General features: G+C 35.8%; 16 protein-coding genes and 1 pseudogene. 3 read left to right on the top strand and 14 right to left on the bottom strand.

The features are described from left to right. Nucleotides 1–9: 9 nt before the first annotated feature. Together FGL31_RS10325 and FGL31_RS10320 are read left to right on the top strand one after the other, a co-directional pair. Entirely contained in the window at nucleotides 10–771 is a 762-nt protein-coding gene (locus tag FGL31_RS10325) for a prephenate dehydrogenase (RefSeq protein WP_232046586.1), read from the top strand. 236 nt (nucleotides 772–1,007) lie between these two features. Further along, the gene (locus FGL31_RS10320; RefSeq protein WP_138091225.1) at nucleotides 1,008–1,361 is read left to right on the top strand and encodes a GNAT family N-acetyltransferase; all 354 of its coding nucleotides are present in this window, start codon (nucleotides 1,008–1,010) and stop codon (nucleotides 1,359–1,361) included. A 48-nt stretch (nucleotides 1,362–1,409) separates the two neighbouring features. On the opposite strand, the gene FGL31_RS10315 is transcribed toward FGL31_RS10320, so the two are convergent. Next, nucleotides 1,410–2,003, bottom strand: coding sequence for an LURP-one-related family protein (locus FGL31_RS10315; protein WP_138091223.1), 594 nt, complete (start codon nucleotides 2,001–2,003; stop codon nucleotides 1,410–1,412). 168 nt (nucleotides 2,004–2,171) lie between these two features. Here FGL31_RS10315 and FGL31_RS10310 point away from each other — a divergent pair, with 168 nt between their 5' ends. After that, nucleotides 2,172–4,055 (top strand): alkaline phosphatase, encoded by a 1,884-nt coding sequence (locus tag FGL31_RS10310; RefSeq protein WP_171017616.1) that lies wholly within the window; start codon nucleotides 2,172–2,174, stop codon nucleotides 4,053–4,055. Nucleotides 4,056–4,835: 780 nt separating this feature from the next. On the opposite strand, the gene FGL31_RS10305 is transcribed toward FGL31_RS10310, so the two are convergent. From FGL31_RS10305 to FGL31_RS10255, 13 genes and pseudogenes are all read right to left on the bottom strand, one after another. Beyond that, nucleotides 4,836–5,360, bottom strand: coding sequence for a hypothetical protein (locus tag FGL31_RS10305; RefSeq protein ID WP_138091219.1), 525 nt, complete (start codon nucleotides 5,358–5,360; stop codon nucleotides 4,836–4,838). 10 nt (nucleotides 5,361–5,370) lie between these two features. After that, a pseudogene (locus FGL31_RS27795) lies at nucleotides 5,371–6,068 on the bottom strand (efflux RND transporter permease subunit). After that, nucleotides 5,971–6,324, bottom strand: coding sequence for an efflux RND transporter permease subunit (locus FGL31_RS27790; protein WP_262709084.1), 354 nt, complete (start codon nucleotides 6,322–6,324; stop codon nucleotides 5,971–5,973). Before FGL31_RS27790 ends, FGL31_RS27795 begins: the two are co-directional and overlap by 98 nt. Before the next feature lie 2 nt (nucleotides 6,325–6,326). Continuing rightward, nucleotides 6,327–8,474, bottom strand: a complete 2,148-nt coding sequence (locus FGL31_RS10300; RefSeq protein ID WP_262709083.1) for an efflux RND transporter permease subunit — start codon at nucleotides 8,472–8,474, stop codon at nucleotides 6,327–6,329. 2 nt (nucleotides 8,475–8,476) lie between these two features. Beyond that, on the bottom strand, nucleotides 8,477–9,466 hold the full coding sequence (locus tag FGL31_RS10295; RefSeq protein ID WP_171017615.1) for an efflux RND transporter periplasmic adaptor subunit: 990 nt from the start codon (nucleotides 9,464–9,466) through the stop codon (nucleotides 8,477–8,479). Nucleotides 9,467–9,582: 116 nt separating this feature from the next. Further along, nucleotides 9,583–10,839 (bottom strand): TolC family protein, encoded by a 1,257-nt coding sequence (locus FGL31_RS10290; RefSeq protein WP_138091215.1) that lies wholly within the window; start codon nucleotides 10,837–10,839, stop codon nucleotides 9,583–9,585. A gap of 64 nt (nucleotides 10,840–10,903) precedes the next feature. Next, nucleotides 10,904–12,238: a sensor histidine kinase gene (locus FGL31_RS10285; RefSeq protein ID WP_138091213.1), complete on the bottom strand. Its 1,335-nt coding sequence runs from the start codon at nucleotides 12,236–12,238 to the stop codon at nucleotides 10,904–10,906. Then, a complete protein-coding gene (locus FGL31_RS10280; protein WP_232046584.1) occupies nucleotides 12,235–12,858 on the bottom strand; it encodes a response regulator transcription factor in 624 nt (207 codons plus the stop codon). The genes FGL31_RS10285 and FGL31_RS10280 overlap by 4 nt, the downstream gene beginning before the upstream one ends. A gap of 207 nt (nucleotides 12,859–13,065) precedes the next feature. Next, nucleotides 13,066–14,625, bottom strand: a complete 1,560-nt coding sequence (gene rny / locus FGL31_RS10275; protein WP_138091211.1) for a ribonuclease Y — start codon at nucleotides 14,623–14,625, stop codon at nucleotides 13,066–13,068. Nucleotides 14,626–14,896: 271 nt separating this feature from the next. Further along, nucleotides 14,897–15,187 carry a cell division protein ZapA gene (locus FGL31_RS10270; protein WP_099372300.1) on the bottom strand — a complete coding sequence of 97 codons (291 nt, stop codon included), beginning with the start codon at nucleotides 15,185–15,187 and terminating at the stop codon, nucleotides 14,897–14,899. Nucleotides 15,188–15,237: 50 nt separating this feature from the next. Next, on the bottom strand, nucleotides 15,238–15,546 hold the full coding sequence (locus FGL31_RS10265) for a coiled-coil domain-containing protein (RefSeq protein ID WP_099372301.1): 309 nt from the start codon (nucleotides 15,544–15,546) through the stop codon (nucleotides 15,238–15,240). A 27-nt stretch (nucleotides 15,547–15,573) separates the two neighbouring features. After that, complete coding sequence (pheT, locus tag FGL31_RS10260; RefSeq protein WP_138091209.1) at nucleotides 15,574–17,967, bottom strand: phenylalanine--tRNA ligase subunit beta; 2,394 nt, start codon at nucleotides 17,965–17,967, stop codon at nucleotides 15,574–15,576. A gap of 293 nt (nucleotides 17,968–18,260) precedes the next feature. Continuing rightward, on the bottom strand, nucleotides 18,261–19,331 hold the full coding sequence (locus tag FGL31_RS10255; protein ID WP_232046582.1) for a class I SAM-dependent methyltransferase: 1,071 nt from the start codon (nucleotides 19,329–19,331) through the stop codon (nucleotides 18,261–18,263). Nucleotides 19,332–19,352: the final 21 nt, after the last annotated feature.

Genomic DNA, 19,352 nt, shown 5'->3' with positions numbered 1-19,352 from the left:
GTATTTAAAATGAATATAGCAATTGTCGGGATAGGTTTGATTGGTGGTTCAATCGGTATCCGACTTAAACAAACTAACTTTTTCGATAAAATAATAGGTGTCGAGAAAAGTGAGATAAATCAAAAGAAAGCATTGCAGCTTGATTTAGTGGATGAAATCCAATCTTTGGAGGATGCCATGAAATCATGTAAGGTTATTGTATTGACTGTGCCTGTCGATGCCATCATGACCTTATTGCCCAAATTACTTGATGTAGCAACCGACCAAGTAATAATTGACATGGGGTCTACAAAATCCAATATCCTGAACTTAATAAAGGACCATCCAAATAGAGGCAGATATGTAGCAGCCCATCCCATGGCTGGTACCGAATATTCAGGTCCGGAAGCAGCAATTCCAGATTTATTCAAAGATAAAATGATGGTATATGTTGAGGCTTTCCGTTCTGATGAGGATGCATTTGAATTGGCAGATGCAGTTACAGAACAACTTGAGATGAAGACCTCATTTATGACTGCAGAAGAGCATGATATGCATACAGCTTATGTATCTCATATCTCGCACTTAACATCTTTTGCTTTAGCTTTGACAGTATTAGAGAAAGAAAAATCGCAGGGCAGGATTTTTGAACTTGCAGGATCGGGTTTTCAATCCACAGTTCGTCTTGCAAAGTCATCACCTGATATGTGGACACCAATCTTTAAACAAAAACCGAACCAATGTATTGGAGGTATTGGAAGAACATATCAAACAGCTTCAGCACATTTATGATAAAATCGAGAAAGAGGATTATGAAGCTGTCCATAAATGGATTAAGAAATCCAATAAAATCAAACGTATCATAAAATAAATGTTATGCTGGAAGAAAGACTCTTAGCAACGACTTGGTAAAATTGATACCCATGATCAAAAACGATTATGAATGGGTATTTGCCGCTGCATCGGACCCAGAGATTTGGCCCAGCACCCGGACACTACACGCTATACGCCTGTAGGATTTACAAGATATTTTTCAAAAATTAATCGATACCGATATCCCCTACTTGATTTTAGATGCTAAAACAGAACAGGTAATCGGTGCAACCTCATTCTATCAATACGACAGACACGAGAAATCTGTTGCTATTGGCTACACTTTCTTGGGAAAGAAATATTGGGGTGGTGAATACAATCAATCCATTAAAAATCTAATGATGGATTTTGCCTTTGAAAAGCTGGACAAGGTTATTTTCCATGTTGCATCTGAAAATATCCGTTCGCAGATGGCTTTGGGAAAAATTGGCGCCATTAAAGAAAAGGAAGAAGAAGATGAGAATGGTAAAGTAAAGTTTACCTATTCCATCTTTAAAAATAAAAGTTAATCTATATATAGGTTTTGAAATCCCTTATAGTCATTATAAGGGATTTTTTTATCCATTATCCCTTTCCATTAAGACCATTAACATCAAGCTGAGTACGAAACGTTCATCATCAACAGGTGCGTTAGTTAATTTTTGAACGGTAAATTTCCTACCGAAAAATGAAGGCTCTTTGTTGATTTCAAACATGGGTTCATCCTGGTCATTTCTCAATATATAAGATGGATTGAAAAAGTAGCCTGACAACATGCCAACGAGAGGCAATTCTCCAAACAAACCATCCCACATTTTTACCCAAGGATTTTTCTCTTTTATGGTATGATCCAATTTATCTTCTGGGTCCATTAAATTGAAGGTTGATCTCCAAAGGGATTTGATAGATTTACGTCTCACCTTCCCAATCACTTTACCTGTATGGTCAGTTATCGTAAATGTCTGTTGGAAATCAATAAGTTTGTTTGACTTTAATTCATAAAGTAATTCTGATTTGCTTTCATCCCTATATACCATAATATGATCTCGCCAAGTAAAGATTTTTTCGCGAACGTAATAAATACTGTTGCCATTGGCATCTTTTGCAGAAAAATCATTCGCTAGGCTGGTGACACGGAATGTGAAATGTAGTGGGTATTGAAGATCCTTCATCGGATTTGAAATAGGTAAATCAAATATGAATTATTATAAAACTATTAGTTTATCAAAAGCTAATATAAAAGTAATAAATCAATAATAGTTGAATTATAATTTAGCCAAATCTATTACTATTTTATTAACGATTTACAACATATACAAACTCTCCTAAACTACATGTTTATGAACATCCGATTTTATAATATTCTATTACCTGCTGTATTACTGTTTTCTGGAATAACTTATGGACAGATAAAACCCATTGCCTACCTGCCTAATGCTCATTCTCATAATGATTATACTAGAAATAATCCTTTTAAACAGGCATACGGATTAGGTTTTGGTTCTATTGAGGTGGATTTGTTTTTGAAGGATGGTGAACTTTATGTGGCTCATGACCCACATGAAATAACTAAAGATAGAACCTTTACTAAGCTCTATTTAGAACCAATTTTAGAAGCCTATAAACATAGTGAAGATGGATTTTTGTATCCAAACCAAGGCCAACTTCAATTATTGATTGATCCAAAGACGGAAGGTGCTCCAATCTTGGACCATTTAACAAAATTATTAAAGCCTCACAGGGAATTGTTTGACAGTAAGAATAATCCAAAAGCTGTCAAATTACTCATTAGTGGGAATAGGCCTAAAGCTGAGGATTTCCCTAAGTATGATGATATTTTCTATTTCGACGGTAATTTAAGTGAAAACTACAGCCCTGCCCAACTGGAGAGAATTGGCTTGATCAGTGTATCCTTTGGTTCATTGTCAAAATGGAATGGACTTGGAAGACTTACGGATAAGGACCTAAAAATTATAAAAACGAAAGTTGATTCTGTACATAGGTTAGGGAAAAAGATTCGCTTTTGGGCATCTCCTGACACCAAAACCACCTGGTATGAGTGGCCAAAAATTGGAATAGACTATATAAATACTGATAAACCTTTTGAATTGAGCGAATTCCTAATAAATTATCCAAAGGAATCGTATAAAGAGGAAAGTGTATACACGCCTTACGAGATAAAAACTAAGTTCAAAACAGGTTTAAAACCAAAAAATATTATCCTTTTGATCAGTGATGGAGCAGGGTTATCTCAACTATGGGCAGCAGCTATGGCAAATAATGGCAAGCTTAACGTTTTGAATATGCCTCATACTTGTTATTTAAAAACCCAACCTACAGACAATTATCATACAGATTCTGCAGCAGGTGGCAGCGCAATAGCAACAGGTTCAAAAACCAAGAACAGGCATATTGGTGTTGACAGTATGGGTAATAAAGTAGCAAATATACCGGACAGATTAGCAGAATTGGGAATGCGGTCTGGAATAATCTCGAACGACGAAATTACAGGTGCCACCCCATCTGCATTCTATACCCATGTGAGCGAGCGAGATCAGTCTGATAGTATTGCAAATGATTTAATCAACTCTAATCTCGATTTGATTATAGGTGGGAAAAACAGTGCTTTTGAAAAAGATAATAAAGCATTGGTGACTTCTTTAGAAAACAAAGGTTTCAAGATTGAAACATCTTTAGATGAATTATCCAAGATCCCTGGAAAAAGAGCATTGATTTTTCAAGAAGATCAGGTTGACCATAAATGGAATAAGCTGGACCAAAATCAATCTAAAATCAAAACTTCTTACAGGTTTATAGAACATGCTCTAAATCCTGCCATTAATTTTCTGCAGAAGGACCATTCCAAGGGTTTCTTTCTGATGATTGAGGGTGCTAAAATTGATGGTGGCGGTCATAGCAATTCTATGGGATTTACGATAACTGAATATCTAAGTTTTGATAGATTAGTTGGTCAAGCGTTGGAGTTTGCTGAAAAAGATCAAGAAACTTTGATTATTGTAACCTCAGACCATGAAACTGGAGGTTTGGTGATTCTGGATGCAGATCAAGCGAGCAGAACTGTGCTAGGAGATTTTGCCACAACGGATCATACTGGTATTCCTGTACCACTTATGGCATTTGGCCCAGGAGCGGAAAATTTTCAGGGATTTTTGGACAATACTGATATTGCCAAAATTATTTATCGGTTAAAGGATATTAAATAAGGGAATGGTGAACTTTTTCTGCCATGGTCGGTGTTTTCACGAAGGCAATGGTTGGTGTCCCCACCAACCATCTTAAGCTTAGCTAGCGCAAGTCTAAGCGCCGGGCATTGCGTTGGGTGAAACCTTTCTTTTTTTGTACAGGGAGATTTACAAGAATTTTGATCGTCACGGAGTCTAAAATTTAATTGAACAGGAATTTATAGTTACACCCCTACAGGGTTGCACAGGGGGGATAAAATCGCTTCTATAATAGTTACACCCCTCTGGGGTTGGCTCGCCGTGCACAGGTTTATCACCTGGTATAAAAAAATAGTATAACCCCATCAGCGTGAAACTATTATAGCAGAAGTTAACAAACATGCCACACCTATGGTGTTGGTTTTTGAGGCGATTTTAATGCTATAGATATTACATGCCTACGGCATTTAAGAGAGATTTCATGCCTACGGCATTTAACCCCGATGGGGTTTTTGGGGGTGCATGGCCATTTTTTTCTATAATAGTGTCACCCCTAGCGGGGTTGTGCTATTATAGAAAATGACATTAATCGCCATTTAACCCTGTAGGGGTGTTACTATTATAGAGATAAATATAATACACTAAATAACCCTGTAGGGGTGTAACTATTATAGGGATAAATATAATGCGCCATTTAACCCTGTAGGGGTGTAACTTTTATAGAGATAAATATAACACGCTGATTGGTTTCTCCATCTTCAGCGGTCATTTAGATCTGAATTTGTTAAAATTCAGCACAAAATCTAAATACTAAATACTCTTTTAATACTTCCATTTCAACCTATCAAATACCTTAGACCACAACCATATTGGTCCAATTGTCAATAGATTTAAAAATGAAGCTTCACCTTTTTTTGTGTTATTGCTTGCAAAAAATAAACCTGCCAGACCGATGATAGCCAAAATGGAACAAACCAAAACTACTGAAGGTCCACCATCACGTTCGATATATTCCAATTGAACGATGAAATAACTCATGATTCCGATGGTAAACAATACCGCATAAGAAAGTGTTGGTGCTAGTTTTAAATAGCAATAAATAACTATTGCGATGAAAAATGAACCCCAGTTCAAAAAGGTATGTGCGTTCATTTTTACCAAAAAATCTAATTGTGGAAAGGGAATCATCCAGATCAAACCCATTATTGCGAAAAATGAGAGGAATAAAAATATGGCATACAAGGTATAGTTTCCTTCACCGTAAGTTTTATCTAAATCATAAAAATATCTCTCAACTGGCCTCGAAAATTCTGGCTTTTTATTAATAGCAGTCCCCTTTTTCTTCATGCCTGCAAAGTTAATTATTATTAGCTAACAATTTACTCTTTCTATAAGCATAATAAAACACGACTGGCAGAACCGCAAACGACAGCACCAAACAAATCAACAGGCCTCCTACAATCATAATTGCCAATGGCTTCTGAATTTCTGAACCCATTCCCCCTGAAAGTGCTGCCGGCAATAATCCTACTGAGCCCATCAAGGCAATCATCACAATGGAACGGATACGGCTTTTCACACCCTTATCTATCGCTTCTTTCAAAGAATACTTCTTCAGAAAATCCTTCATGACAGCAATCAGGATAATCCCATTGATTGTATTTACACCAAATAGAATAATGAGCCCTATCCCTGCTGAAATCCGAAAATAGTTCCTGTTATCCAAAGCGATAAAAAGCCACCAATAAATGCAAATGGAATTGTGATTGCAGCGATAGCAGTATCTTTCATGTTTCCGAAATTGCTGTATAGCAACAATAATATGAGAGCCAGTGAAATAGGAATTACCGTCATCAATTGCTTGGTTGCTCTCTCCTTACTTTCAAACTCGCCTGCCCATTCCATATAATTTTCTTTAGGCAACTTAATATCTTGTGCGACTACTGATTTTGCTTCCTCAATGGTGCTTCCCAGGTCTCCTTCCCGAGATACTGAATCCAACACCGATATAGCGACTATTGCCTTCTCTGTAAATAAACGCCGGACCAGTAACATAACCAATCGTTGCTATTTCTTGCAATGGAATATTTTCTCCAGTACTTGTTGGAATGAGGATATTCCCGATTTTTTCTGGAGTATCTCTGTATTCTTCATTGAAACGAAGAACAATATCAAACTGTCGGTCTTTTTCATAGAATTTAGTTGCCGCTTGTCCGCCTATGGTCATAGCAATTACTGCTTGAACATCTTGAGTAAAAACACCATATTTGGCCATTTTTGAATCATGCAACTGAATCCTCAATTCTGGCAATCCTATGTTTTATAAACATTGATATCGGTAATTCCATTCACTTTGCCTATAGATTCGGCAACTTGATTGGCATAATCCTCAAGTTTATAAAGATCGTCTCCAAAAATTTTGATTACCAAGGAACTCTTGACACCAGCAACATATTCTTCAACATTGTCTTGTATTGGCTGGCTAAATCCAAAATTTATTCCAGGGTATTGGCTTAGTTTTGTCCTTAGATCTTGAATTATACCTTCTTTATCCAATCCACGCTCCCATTCACTTTCATCCTTTAATTGAACGTTGAATTCGATGTTGAAAAATCCGGTAGGATCAGTACCGTCATTTGGTCGACCGGTTTGGGTCAAAATAAAATCAATCTCAGGGCATGATTCTACCATCAGACCTTTCATTTCCTTAGTGAGACGACTCGATTCATCCAGATTAATGCTGTTTGGCAAAGTTGCCCGAATATAAATCGCACCTTCATTCAACTGCGGTAAAAATTCAGAACCGTAGTTCATAAATTTAATAACACAAAGACCTAAAATCCCTATGAAAACACCTAATGTTATTCTTTTAAACTTTAAGGACACTCGATAAAGTCCATATATTGATTTATTGAAAAACCTAGTTATAAAGTTCTCCTTTTCTTCAATTCCTTTGGTAAAAAGCAATTTACACATTGCAGGAACGTAGGTCAAGCTCAGAATTAATGACCCTAACAATGCATACCCTAAAGTGAAAGCTAATGGTGAAAACATTTTGCCCTCTACCTTTTGAAATGAAAATATCGGCAATAGTGCGACAATCAAAATCAAGAGCGCAAAAAAGATATAAGATGCGACACTACCGGCACTTTTCTTAATAACCCCTAATTTGCTCATTTTAGCAAATCTTTCAGGCCCCACTTTATGGGAAAGAGTAGCTAATGCAACAAACACCGTTTCAACGATAACCAAGGTTCCCTCAAGTAATAGGCCGAAATCTAATGAACCCATAGATATAAGGTTGGCCGGTAAACCTTGGAACTTCAGCATGATAATAGCAAACAGAAAAGATAATGGGATTACTGATGCTACAATGAGTGTCGATTTCCAATTATATAAAAAGATGAAAACGATCAGAGAAACGAGCAATACCCCTTCGATAATATTTTTAGAAACTGTTTTTACGGTATTATCAACTAGAGTAGTACGGTCAATAATAGTTTCGATTTGAATATTTTGAGTGAGGGTACGGCTATTTAATTCTTCTATTTTCTCTTTCAGTCTACCAATAACCTCGGATGGGTTTTCGCCACGTAACATAACAACGATCCCCTCCACGACATCATCATTTTCATTATACCCGACCTTACCCAACCTTGGTTTATTGGAAACTACAACTTCTGCAACATTTTTGATCAATACTGGTGTAGAACCATTTAATTTGACTGTAATATTGCCTATATCTTCAATTTTGTCCAGTAGACCAACCCCTCTGACAACATAAGCCTGATCTCCTTGTTGGATAACATCTCCACCTACATTGACATTGGATTTTGAAACCGCTTCAAATACATCCGACGGAGTTAAATTAAAACTCTTAAGTTCATTTGGGTTGATCTTGATTTCATATATTTTCTCTTCACCCCCAAAACTAATCACATTGGCTACACCCGGAACACTCAACAGCTCTCTTTCTATAACCCAATCCTGAATTGCTGAGACTTCTTTGATTGGCAGGTCACTCTTTAGAATGTACCTAAATATCTCTCCTGTTGCCCCTGATGGAGGCTCGATGGAAACGCTGGTTCCTTCAGGAAGTTCTACGCCACCTAATTTATTGGAAGCATATTGCTGAGCATAAAAATCTTCTACCCCATCTTCAAACTGAACCGTTACTACAGAAAGTCCAAAAAGAGAAATGGAACGAATATTTGATTTTCTAGGAATGCTATTCATCTCCTTGGAAATGGGCAGCGTTACTAGTTTTTCTACCTCTTCTGCACTTCTTCCAGGCCATTGAGTAATAATCCTTGCACGGGTATTGGTAACATCAGGAAAAGCCTCAATAGCCGTATGTTTTAAAGCATAAATACCTCCAAACAATAGCGCAAGTGTAGCGAACAGTATAAATGTGGTATTCCTTAATGAAAAGGTTACGATATTTTGTACAAATTTCTTCATGCCTATTGATCTCTCAATTGTTCAAAAATCAACAATGCATTGGAACCTATAATTTTTTCGCGATCATTAAAATCGCCTTTCACATAAGTCACTTCTTCATTGCTTGTCAGCACTTCAACCTTTTGGGATTCTATATTGCAATCATCGTGATAGATTAAAAGATAATTTTCATTATTACTGAATATCAAAGATTTATTTGGCACTGCCATCGCAGTTTGATCCAATCGCTTTTTGTCAATAATAATATCTGCGTTTAAACCAGGCATCAGATTCAGGTTTTGGTTTTCCAAAACCACTCTAGCTTTCATGACATGCTCACTCGCATCGAATACATTATAGATCTTATCGATTTTTCCAATATAAACCTCGTCAGGGTAAGCTATTGTTCTAACTTTTACCTGATCGCCGGTTTTAATATATCTTAAATTACTGGCATACACATTCAACATTACCCATACCTCTTTGAGGTTTGAAATGGAAAACAAGGGGTCACTTTCATGGGTTATTATTTGTCCTTGGCTGATGTCTTTTTGAATGATGTATCCATTTTTAGGGGCTAAAATCTGAAAGGTTCCCTCTCCTACAGCATGATATAATTGAAGCGATTGATTAATCCTGTTAAGTTCTAATTTTGCTGTTTCCAATTCATGCTCCACTTGTAGCATTTCAGGCTCGGATATCATGCCATCGTTCAATAAGTCTTTTTTTGTATTGAGAAGCTTACCTAATAGATTGATTTGATTTTGTTGAGACTTCTTTTGCTGGAAAAGGCTTTGGATTTCAGTTGATTTAATGACGGCGAGTACCTGTCCTTTTTTAACCTGATCTCCTAATTCAAAATCAACTTTTTCGACAACGCCTAGCAGGAGGCTTCTGAAAGTCACTAAGTCATTTTCATTATATTCAATTTTACCAGAAAGAGTCAATTGCTCTACAATTGGACTTTCACTAGCTTCGATAATTTCTGTCGACTTCTTAAGTTGATCACTCAAGCAGAATGTATTAACGGAGTCGATCGATTTATCTTGTTGTTGCTGGCTGCGGTTGCAGCCAAAGCAACATACAAGAAGAGTTAAAAAAACTATTGGTAAACTTTGGGTATTCTTCATTATAATTCTTGACCTGTTAGGTACTGTAATTCTTCAAATGTGTTGAGGTAATTTTCTTGAAGCTCAAAATATGCTTGTTGAGCTTCTCGATAAGCTTGCGAGAAGTCGATGAATTCTATTAAAGTCACTTGCTTCTCTTGAAGATGCTTGATATAATTTTCAAGGACTTGACCGTGGATGTCGTTATTTTTGAAATCCCATTGCTTTAAATTGGATTCGTATAATGACAATCGCCTCAATAATTTATCGATCTCATTTTCGAGCTCGCGTTGTTTTGCTTTTAAACTTGCTTGGCTTTGCTCAACTTGGATTTTTGCAGCTTGAATATTTCCTTTGTTTCTATTGAACAAGGGTAAATCAATGTTTACTCCAACTCCAAAAAAATTGTCCATTACGTTCCCACCACGTTCATAGTTCATTAGAAAATTCAAGTTTGGTGTTCTCTGAGCTTTTTCTAATGAGAACTGCTTTTCAGAAAGATTGATATCATTCCCTAAAAATTGTATGGTTATGTTTTGAGCCATAGCAGTTTCTTTTAGGTTGATTGGAATAGTTTTCGGAAAGTGCAATTCTACATCACCAAAATCTATATTTTCAAGGGCCAAATTAGGGTTCTGTGTAAGGATTCTAAGATGTTGTAACTTGTCGTTTTTTTCTGTTTGCAAGTCCATCAATTCCTTTTGGATTCCGATAAGTTCTGTATGAATCCTTATATAACTGACTTGAGAAACATGCTGTTTTTCAGATTGAGCCTTATACTGGCTATTGAGCTGTGTGAACAATTCATAGATAGAATTCAACTGAAATTCTTCAAGTTGAATTCTGCCAAGGCTATGGAAGTTGGTCCTCAATTCCAATTTCAATTGCCTCAGCAGTTCTTCGAACTCCAATCTTGCTGCATTTCTTTCTAAAGTTTTAATGGCTACTCTCTTTTTTCTCTTCCCTGCTGTTTCAATTAACTGTTCCAGATCCATGTTAACCTGTTGTTTGCTGCCAAAATTCCCAATAATATTGGGCATAGTTTCAAAAGATGGGTTTGACCATAGGTTGATATTATCAACTGTAAAGCTTGGATTGGCCCATAATTTCTCTTGAACTATCAGCGCATCAGCTTTATTGACATTGAATTTATTGGCAATTAATTGCAGGTTATTTTCTAGGAATTGAGATTCCAAATCCTGTAATGAATAGGTTTGTGCTTTTGCTGCCAGTTGGAAGCAAAACAGTATCAAAAGTATATGTAATTTCTTTTCCATTTAATCTTACTGCAAAGATTAAACTTCAATATTAAGGTGAATTTTAAATTAGATTAGAATTTGATTAGAAATTCAATTTCACTTCTGTACCAGTTGGTTGGCTTTGAATTTCCAACTCGATTTTATGGAGGTTTAGAATGATATTGGCCATCGATAAGCCAATTCCTTTACCAGAATATTTTCCTGTATTCTTACCGCGGTAGAAGTTCTGTTTTACTTTTTTTAGATCATCTCCTGTAATTCCTATCCCCTTATCTTTGACGACTACTTGGAGTTTTCCGGCAATTTCATGGATGATAATTTTAACAGGTTTATTATTGGAGTATTTGATGGCGTTCTCTACAATATTATTTAATGCCAGTGCCAATAATTTATCATTGCCCTGCCATTCCAATAGTTTGGTGTCTTCAACTTTCAACTCGACCTCAACATTCGCTTGGTAATATAGAAAAGCATTTTCTATCACTTGCCAAATAATTTCGTCAACCCGAAGTTTGGAGAACTCGAAACTGGTTTTGGCACCAGATAACAGCATCATATGTTCTAGTGTTTCCTCAAGATCGTTGGTATACTGCTTTAACTGGTTAACAACTTCCTCATACTCTTCTCTACTACGACCCTTATAATTTGTTACTTCTAATGTACCCAACAAGGCTGTAATAGGTGTCCTCAATTCATGAGAAACATAGTCAATGAAATTCTTCTGTACATTGAAGGTCTGTGAAATACGATCTACGAATAAGTTATAGGTATTAACCAAATCTTGGATTTCAGAATAAGAACGGTCTAATTCAATGGGCTTATCGAAATTCTTGCTATCACGGTCTTTGATTTGATTAATGACATCAATGATTGGTTTATAAGCTATATAACCCAAATACCTTGAAAAGAAATAGATAATCAACAAACCAACTAAAAAAGAAACCACAAGAATCTGCAATAAAGATTGCATCTGGCTATTGAAATTATTTTTGGATTCTCTGGTTACAATTACAAAATCGCCTTCATTGTCGCTGTAATAAATTCCGTTATAAAAGAAATATTTGGTGTTAAAGGAAGCTTTTTTATCTGATCTGGCTTCATTGATAAAGTTATGAGAAATATCGCTTATACTGGCCATATCCCCAGCAGTCTTACGATTCAGGCTATCAAAAACGACGATATCCCTTCTTGAAATAGTTTTCTGTAGCTGACGTTGGATATTTTCATGTTCAGGGCTTGTCAATTCATCACGCTCCAAATAATAGATCGCAGCCAACAGAGATTTGCTTTCTAAAGCATGGTGATGTGACTTCTCCATCTGAACATAATAAGAGAAATAAATTGCAATAGAAATCAGTAGCGTAATAACACTAAATATAAGTACAGAATATAACGCTAGCCTATGCTTTAATTTCATGAATCATACTTAAACATATAACCAACACCTTTGATGGTATTGATAAATTTCTGATCAGCGGTTTCAATCTTATTTCTCAAATAAGAAATATATACATCTACAACATTACTGTGGTTATTGAAAGTAATCCCCCACACTGCATTCAAGATTTGCATACGACTAACTGTCCTGTTCTTGTTTTCTACCAAGTACATTAACAGCTTGTATTCCCTTGGGGAAAGATCAATGAGTTCATTGCTCAAGAATACTTGATATTGATCAGTATCGATTACCAAATCAGAAAAGGTTAAAATGGCATTCTTGGGTTTATTTTGCAAATGATAGGTCCTTCGTCTGCTCAAAGCATTGATTCTGGATAATAATTCTTCGAAGTGAAAGGGCTTGGTCAAATAATCATCGGCTCCATTATCTAAGGAAGAAACTTTGTCTTGAACTGAGTTTAATGCACTCAGCATTAATACTGGAGCAAATACTTGTTTATATCGAAGGGTTTGTAGAAGTTGTATACCATCTATACCCGGCAACATGATATCGATAATGATGATATCCCACTGAATTTTTAGATTTTCTTCGATCAAAGCCTGCTCTGCATTCTTGCATAACGTGACTAAAAAAACCATTTTCTTCCAATCCTTTGATAAGAAAGGAACTTATTCTGTGGTCATCTTCTACAACTAATATTTGCATAATCATCAAAATACCACAAATTTAACTATTTATCAAGATGTTTACCTTAGTCAATCATAATTCTAATCGAACTCTAATCTTTAAACCAATAAAAAAAGACCCACCTATTGGTGAGTCTTCTATTGATTTAAATATCTGTCTTACTTTGCGTAAGATACTGATCTTGTTTCCCTGATAACTGTTACTTTAATTTGACCAGGGTAAGTCATTTCAGTTTGAATACGATTTGATATATCTGCTGCTAAGATCTCTGCTTGTGCATCAGAAACTTTTTCGCTTTCTACAACCACACGTAATTCACGTCCTGCTTGAATAGCGAATGTTTTCTCAACACCTGGGTAAGATAATGCTAGATCTTCTAGTTCTTTCAGTCTCTTGATATAGCTTTCTACTACTTCACGACGAGCGCCTGGGCGAGCGCCAGAAATAGCATCACAAGCTTGTACGATTGGAGATATCATGGAAGTCATTTCAATCTCGTCATGGTGCGCACCGATAGCATTACATACATCAGGATGTTCTTTGTATTTCTCTGCCAGTTGCTTACCTAAAATCGCGTGTGGAAGCTCTGGATTATCATCGGGAACTTTACCAATATCATGCAGAAGCCCAGCACGTTTAGCGTGTTTAACATTTAAGCCTAATTCTGCAGCCATTGTAGCAGCGAAATTCGCAACTTCACGAGAGTGCTGTAATAGGTTCTGTCCATAAGAAGAACGGTATCTCATTCTTCCGACCATTCTGATCAATTCAGGATGCAATCCATGAATACCTAAGTCAATGACAGTACGTTCACCGATTTCAACGATCTCATCTTCGATTTGAGTACGAGTTTTAGCAACTACTTCCTCAATACGAGCAGGGTGGATACGACCATCCGTAACCAATCTATGTAGTGACAAACGAGCGATCTCACGTCTTACAGGATCAAATCCTGAAAGGATAATAGCCTCTGGAGTGTCATCCACAATAATCTCAACACCAGTCGCAGCTTCTAGAGCGCGGATATTACGTCCTTCACGACCGATGATACGACCTTTAATTTCATCGTTTTCAATATTGAAAATAGATACTGTATTTTCGATTGCAGATTCCGTAGCGGTACGTTGAATCGTTTGGATTACGACTTTCTTAGCTTCTTTTGAAGCTGTTAATTTTGCTTCATCAACGATATCTTTGATTTGCATGATAGCCTGAGAGCGAGCTTCTTCACGTAATGAACTAACCAATTGCTCTTTAGCTTCATCAGCAGATAGTCCTGCAATGCTTTCCAATTGCTTGATATGTTGACCTTTTAATTGCTCAACTTCTTCTTTCTTTTTGTCATTCAATTCGATCATTTGATCCAATTTCTTGGTTTTATTATCTAAATCCTGTTTTTCACGATTTAGATTTTCCAATTTTTGATTCAATGACTGTTCTTTTTGACGGATAGTATTCTCTTTCTGAGAGATTGTATTGTTTTTTTGGTTTACTTCCTTTTCATGTTCAGCTTTCAGTTGCAAGAATTTTTCTTTAGCTTCTAACTGACGTTGTTTTTTAATGTGTTCAGCTTGTTGTTCTGCATCCTTCACAATCTGAGCAGCCTTATCATTCGCTGACTGTTCTTGTTTTTTGAACAGCATCTGCAAGAGATATCGCCCAATAAAAACACCGACAACCAGTGAAATTATTATTGATATAGTAGTTGTATACTCCATTTGTTATTATTTATATGTATTTCTGTTATGTTAATGTAATAGCATTTATTCAAAAAAAAACCGCAATTAAATTAATCAGGTACCATGTATTATTAAACTTCGATTACACATGATTTGAGCGTATGATCATGACCTAGATGGCTTTCGCAAAATGGCCTACATCTTTGTGTTGCTCGTGATATTGAAGCGTTAAGTTTAAAATAGTGACAACCCGAATTTAATTGCGGCAAATTCGTCGTTACAAGCTCTAAATTCTAAGAACGTAAACGTATTATTTCTTGAAGAAATCTGTCAAAATATTATCAAGCTCGTGAATGGAACTCTCTAAACCAGTATCCTGGTTTTTACTGTTCCTTTCAGCCTTTATCATCCCCGTTGCATATTGCAATACACACATTGATAATAAGTCCTGTTTATCACGAACCGCATAATTATCCTGCAGTTCTTTTATTTTTTCGTTTATAAGCTTCGCAGCATATCTAATTACCTCTTCCTCCTCCGTTTCTACACGTAATGGATATACTCGATCAGCGATATTTATTTTTATGGAAATTTCTCCCATTTTCTTTGAGCTTTATAACGTTATAAGTCTGTTTCCAACTTCCCTGTTCCCTACTTCAATAGACTTATACATTTGTCTATTTCTCGCACAAAATCGTTAATTTTTCGTTTTGTGTCAAGTACTTTTTCATTTATGGCATCTTTGTCAATCTCCGAATTGTCTAAAGTCTTCGCTACTGCCAAGGCTTTAACCTTGTCTTCCAGCTGTTTAACCTTTTCCGAACTCGTCTCAAAGGCAACTTGCAAAGATTGAACTTCTAACTTTAATAGATCATTCTCTTCTTGCAAGGCTTCACACAATTGAATAAGATTTTTCGTTTTCTCAACGATAATATTCATTTGGGAAGATAATGACGCCATAGTATTTCGCAATTAATTTATATTGATTTAGCGCACTGTAGCGCCAACTTCTTTCTCAAAGTTAATAATTAATTTTTGAATTATGGTATCAATTTGTTTGTCCGTTAGCGTTTTTTCTTCATCCTGAAGGATAAAACTCAACGCATATGACTTCTTGCCTGCAGGCAATTTATCGCCTTTATAAACATCGAAAATCTGAACTTCCTTCAATAACTTCCGCTCTGTCTTATTAGCAATTAAACGCAATTGCTCAAAACTAACAGACTCATCCAATAACAAAGCTAAATCACGGCGAACTGAAGGGAATTTAGAAACCTCTTTGTAGGTGATTTTATTTTTCTTGATCACCTTAACCAATAAATCAAAATCAAATTGTGCAAAGAAAACAGGACCATCAACATCCGCCTTCTTCAGATTTTTCTTCGAAACAGCACCCAAAGAAACCAAGACCTTCTCACCTTTTTTGTAAGACAAGCCATAATCAAAATAAGTCCCTTGGTATTCTTCAATACGAATGCCCTCTACCTTTAGTCTCTTGATGATTGCATCTACTGGAGCTTTAATATCAAAAAAGCTAACAACATTGTTGCTGTTGTTCCATTGTTCAGATTCTTTTCTTCCTGCAATCGCTAATGAGAATAATTGCTTTTCAACATAGTTCTCATCAACCAAATTATATGATCTTCCATATTCGAAAACTTTTAGATCAGCTGATCTACGTTTTTGATTATAGCCTATTGCAACCAATGCTGAGAACAATAGATTCTGACGCATAACGTCCAAGTCACTGCTCAATGGATTCAATAATTTCACTGCTGTTTCTGGATTTTCCAGATACTCATCTTTAGTCAATGAATTACTCAGGATTTCTCTATATCCATTTGAAATCAGCAAATCTGCAATCTGATTTAAAACAACCTCTCTATCAGGTTTTTCAGAAGTATTTAATGAAGCTTTAATTTGAGTCTTTAGCTCAATATTATTATACCCATAAATTCTTAAAACCTCTTCTACGACATCAATTTCACGAGTTACATCCACTTTGTATGGAGGTACCAATACATCGAAACCTTCATTTGTTTCATTTTTAATCTCGATGCCTAAGCTGATAATGATTTCCTTAATAGTTCCCGCAGGAATATCCTTTCCAATAACGCGTTGAATATTAGCATAAGTTATTGGGAACTCAAACGGAGCAATAGGATTAGGATATAAATCCACAATTTCTGAAGACACCTCACCACCTGCGACTTCTGCAATCAATATAGCAGCTTTTTTCAAAGCTTCTACCGTAATATCCGGGTTAGTTCCACGCTCAAAACGAAATGAAGAATCAGTTTTTAAGGTATGTCTTTTCGAAGTCTTACGTACAGACACAGGATTGAAATACGCAGATTCTAAGAATATAGAAGTAGTTCCTTCTGTTACTCCAGAATGTTCACCTCCAAATACACCAGCGATACACATAGGCTTTTCAGCATCTGCAATTACTAGATCTTCTGAAGATAATTTGCGCTCAACTCCATCTAATGTAGTGAATAACTCCCCTTCTTTAGCTTTTCTTACAATGACTTGATTTCCAGAAATCTTATCTTGATCAAATGCATGTAATGGTTGACCTAAATCATGTAATATATAGTTGGTAACATCGACAATATTATTGATAGATCGTACTCCGATTGCAGCTAATTTATTCCTTAACCATTCTGGCGATTCTGCAACCTTAATATTTTTAATGTTGATACCTGAATATCTAGGAGCATCATCAATAGAATCCACTCTTACAGATGTATCTTTATTTGTTGAGGCTTTATAATCTGATAAGTTTAAAGGTTTAATCTCGGTTCTGAAATAAGCCGCCAAATCTCTAGCTACACCTAAGTGTGATGCAGCATCAGCACGATTAGGAGTCAATCCAATTTCATAGGCATAATCATCTTCCATATTGAAGTATGATTTCACTAGACTTCCAACTTCGGCATCTGCTGATAGTTCAACGATACCTGCATGTGAAGTACCCAAACCTATTTCATCTTCACCACAAAGCATACCTTCTGAAGCTTCACCACGAATTTTTGATTTCGTGATTTTAAAAGGTTCTCCAGTGGTTGGATGACATGTTGTACCTACTTGTGCAACAATTACCTTTAAACCTACTCTTACATTTGGAGCACCACAAACAATGTTCAGAAGTTCAGGTTGACCTACATTAACGGTAGTAATTTTTAATTTGTCAGCATTTGGATGTTGCTCACAGGTGATCACTTCACCTACTACTAACCCTGCTAATCCTCCAGGAATACTTTGTTCAACTTCGAGGGATTCAACCTCTAAGCCTATGTCTGTCAGAATTAAGGAAAGCTCGTCAGGGGTTTTATCTATATCAATAAAATTCTTTAACCAATTATAAGAAATTCTCATCGCTACAATTTTTCAAGACACAAAGATAGAACTTTGTGACCTATTTGCACAGGTTTTTTGGACTATTATCAGGATTTGACCGATTTTATAAATAAGCTTCTAAAAAGAATGTAAATAAAATCAAGAATTGTAAATCCAAGTTATTTTAATTTGACTTTAACTAATTGGAGATAAATAACTAACTATCAAGGCTACATAATCTTTCAAGGTACTGATAATTAATACCAAAATAAGATTTCAAGCTTTTGATTTTTTCTAAGATTAATGATTGTTTTTTTGGATCTATTGATTTTTTAAGACCTACGATCATCACATTTTTTTGGAGTATGTTGATCAGAAATAAACTGCATTACTTTTGTCTCATAACCGTAGTATTCTAAGATGAGGGCTCTGATGCTATCCGTCAACATTTCTGCATGACGCTCCATAAAGATTCCATATTTGGTCATAAATTCCAGGTCATTCTTTGCTTTCACTTCTTCCAGCTGTCTACGGACTTGTTTATGGCAACAAGGAGCAACGACAATGAGCGAAGACTCATCTTTTATCCCTTTAAAAATGGCATCATCGGTAGCAGTATCACAAGCATGAAGAGCAATTAAAACATCAATAGGTTCGTTTGATTGATAGTCTTCGATGGTTCCTTCCACAAATCCAAGTTGATTAAAATCGGATTTCAATGCTACTTCATTACAAAAGTCAACTAGATCTTTCCTAAACTCCACTCCCACTACTTCGACATTTCGGTTCAAATTATTCTTTAAATAATCATACAGGGCAAAAGTCAAATAACCTTTACCAGCTCCCATATCAACAACCTTAAGATTTTTATTTTCAGGCAGATGAGAAAGTGAAGAACTCAGCAACTCAATGTAATGGTTTATTTGTTTCCATTTGTCTTGAGCATTTTTATAAACCTTTCCTTCCTGACCTGTAAGATTCAATTCATGTAAATAGGATTTAGTCGAATCACTCAGTTTTCTATCCTTTTGTTTATCATGAGTATAAGATTGTGGTTCCCTACCAACAACTTTTTCTTTTTGCACTCTCCATTCAGCTTTTTTATTCATCTGATAAATCAGGTTTTCTGAGGTCGTTTGAAGATTTACCAATCTAAACCCTTTGAAACCAACATAGCTGCTGATTTCATCGATTGCTTGTTCAATGCTAAAGTTTTTGGTTATATCTTTCGTTTGATATCTGAAAACAAAAGAAAGGAGCAATTCTTGTTTTATCAGTACAGGTTTAATGTAAATGTTTTTCAAGTTTGCTTCAGTTCCCTTATAATTACCCAAAGACACTTTTACCAATTTTTGCTCTTGAATGAGTGCCTTCAAATTCTTTATTAAATCTTCAAATACCATTTTATTTTGATTTGTCTACAA

Origin of the sequence: Sphingobacterium daejeonense (genome assembly GCF_901472535.1) — a bacterium.
GTDB lineage: Bacteria > Bacteroidota > Bacteroidia > Sphingobacteriales > Sphingobacteriaceae > Sphingobacterium > Sphingobacterium daejeonense.
This window is presented reverse-complemented; position numbering and strand designations above follow the sequence as displayed.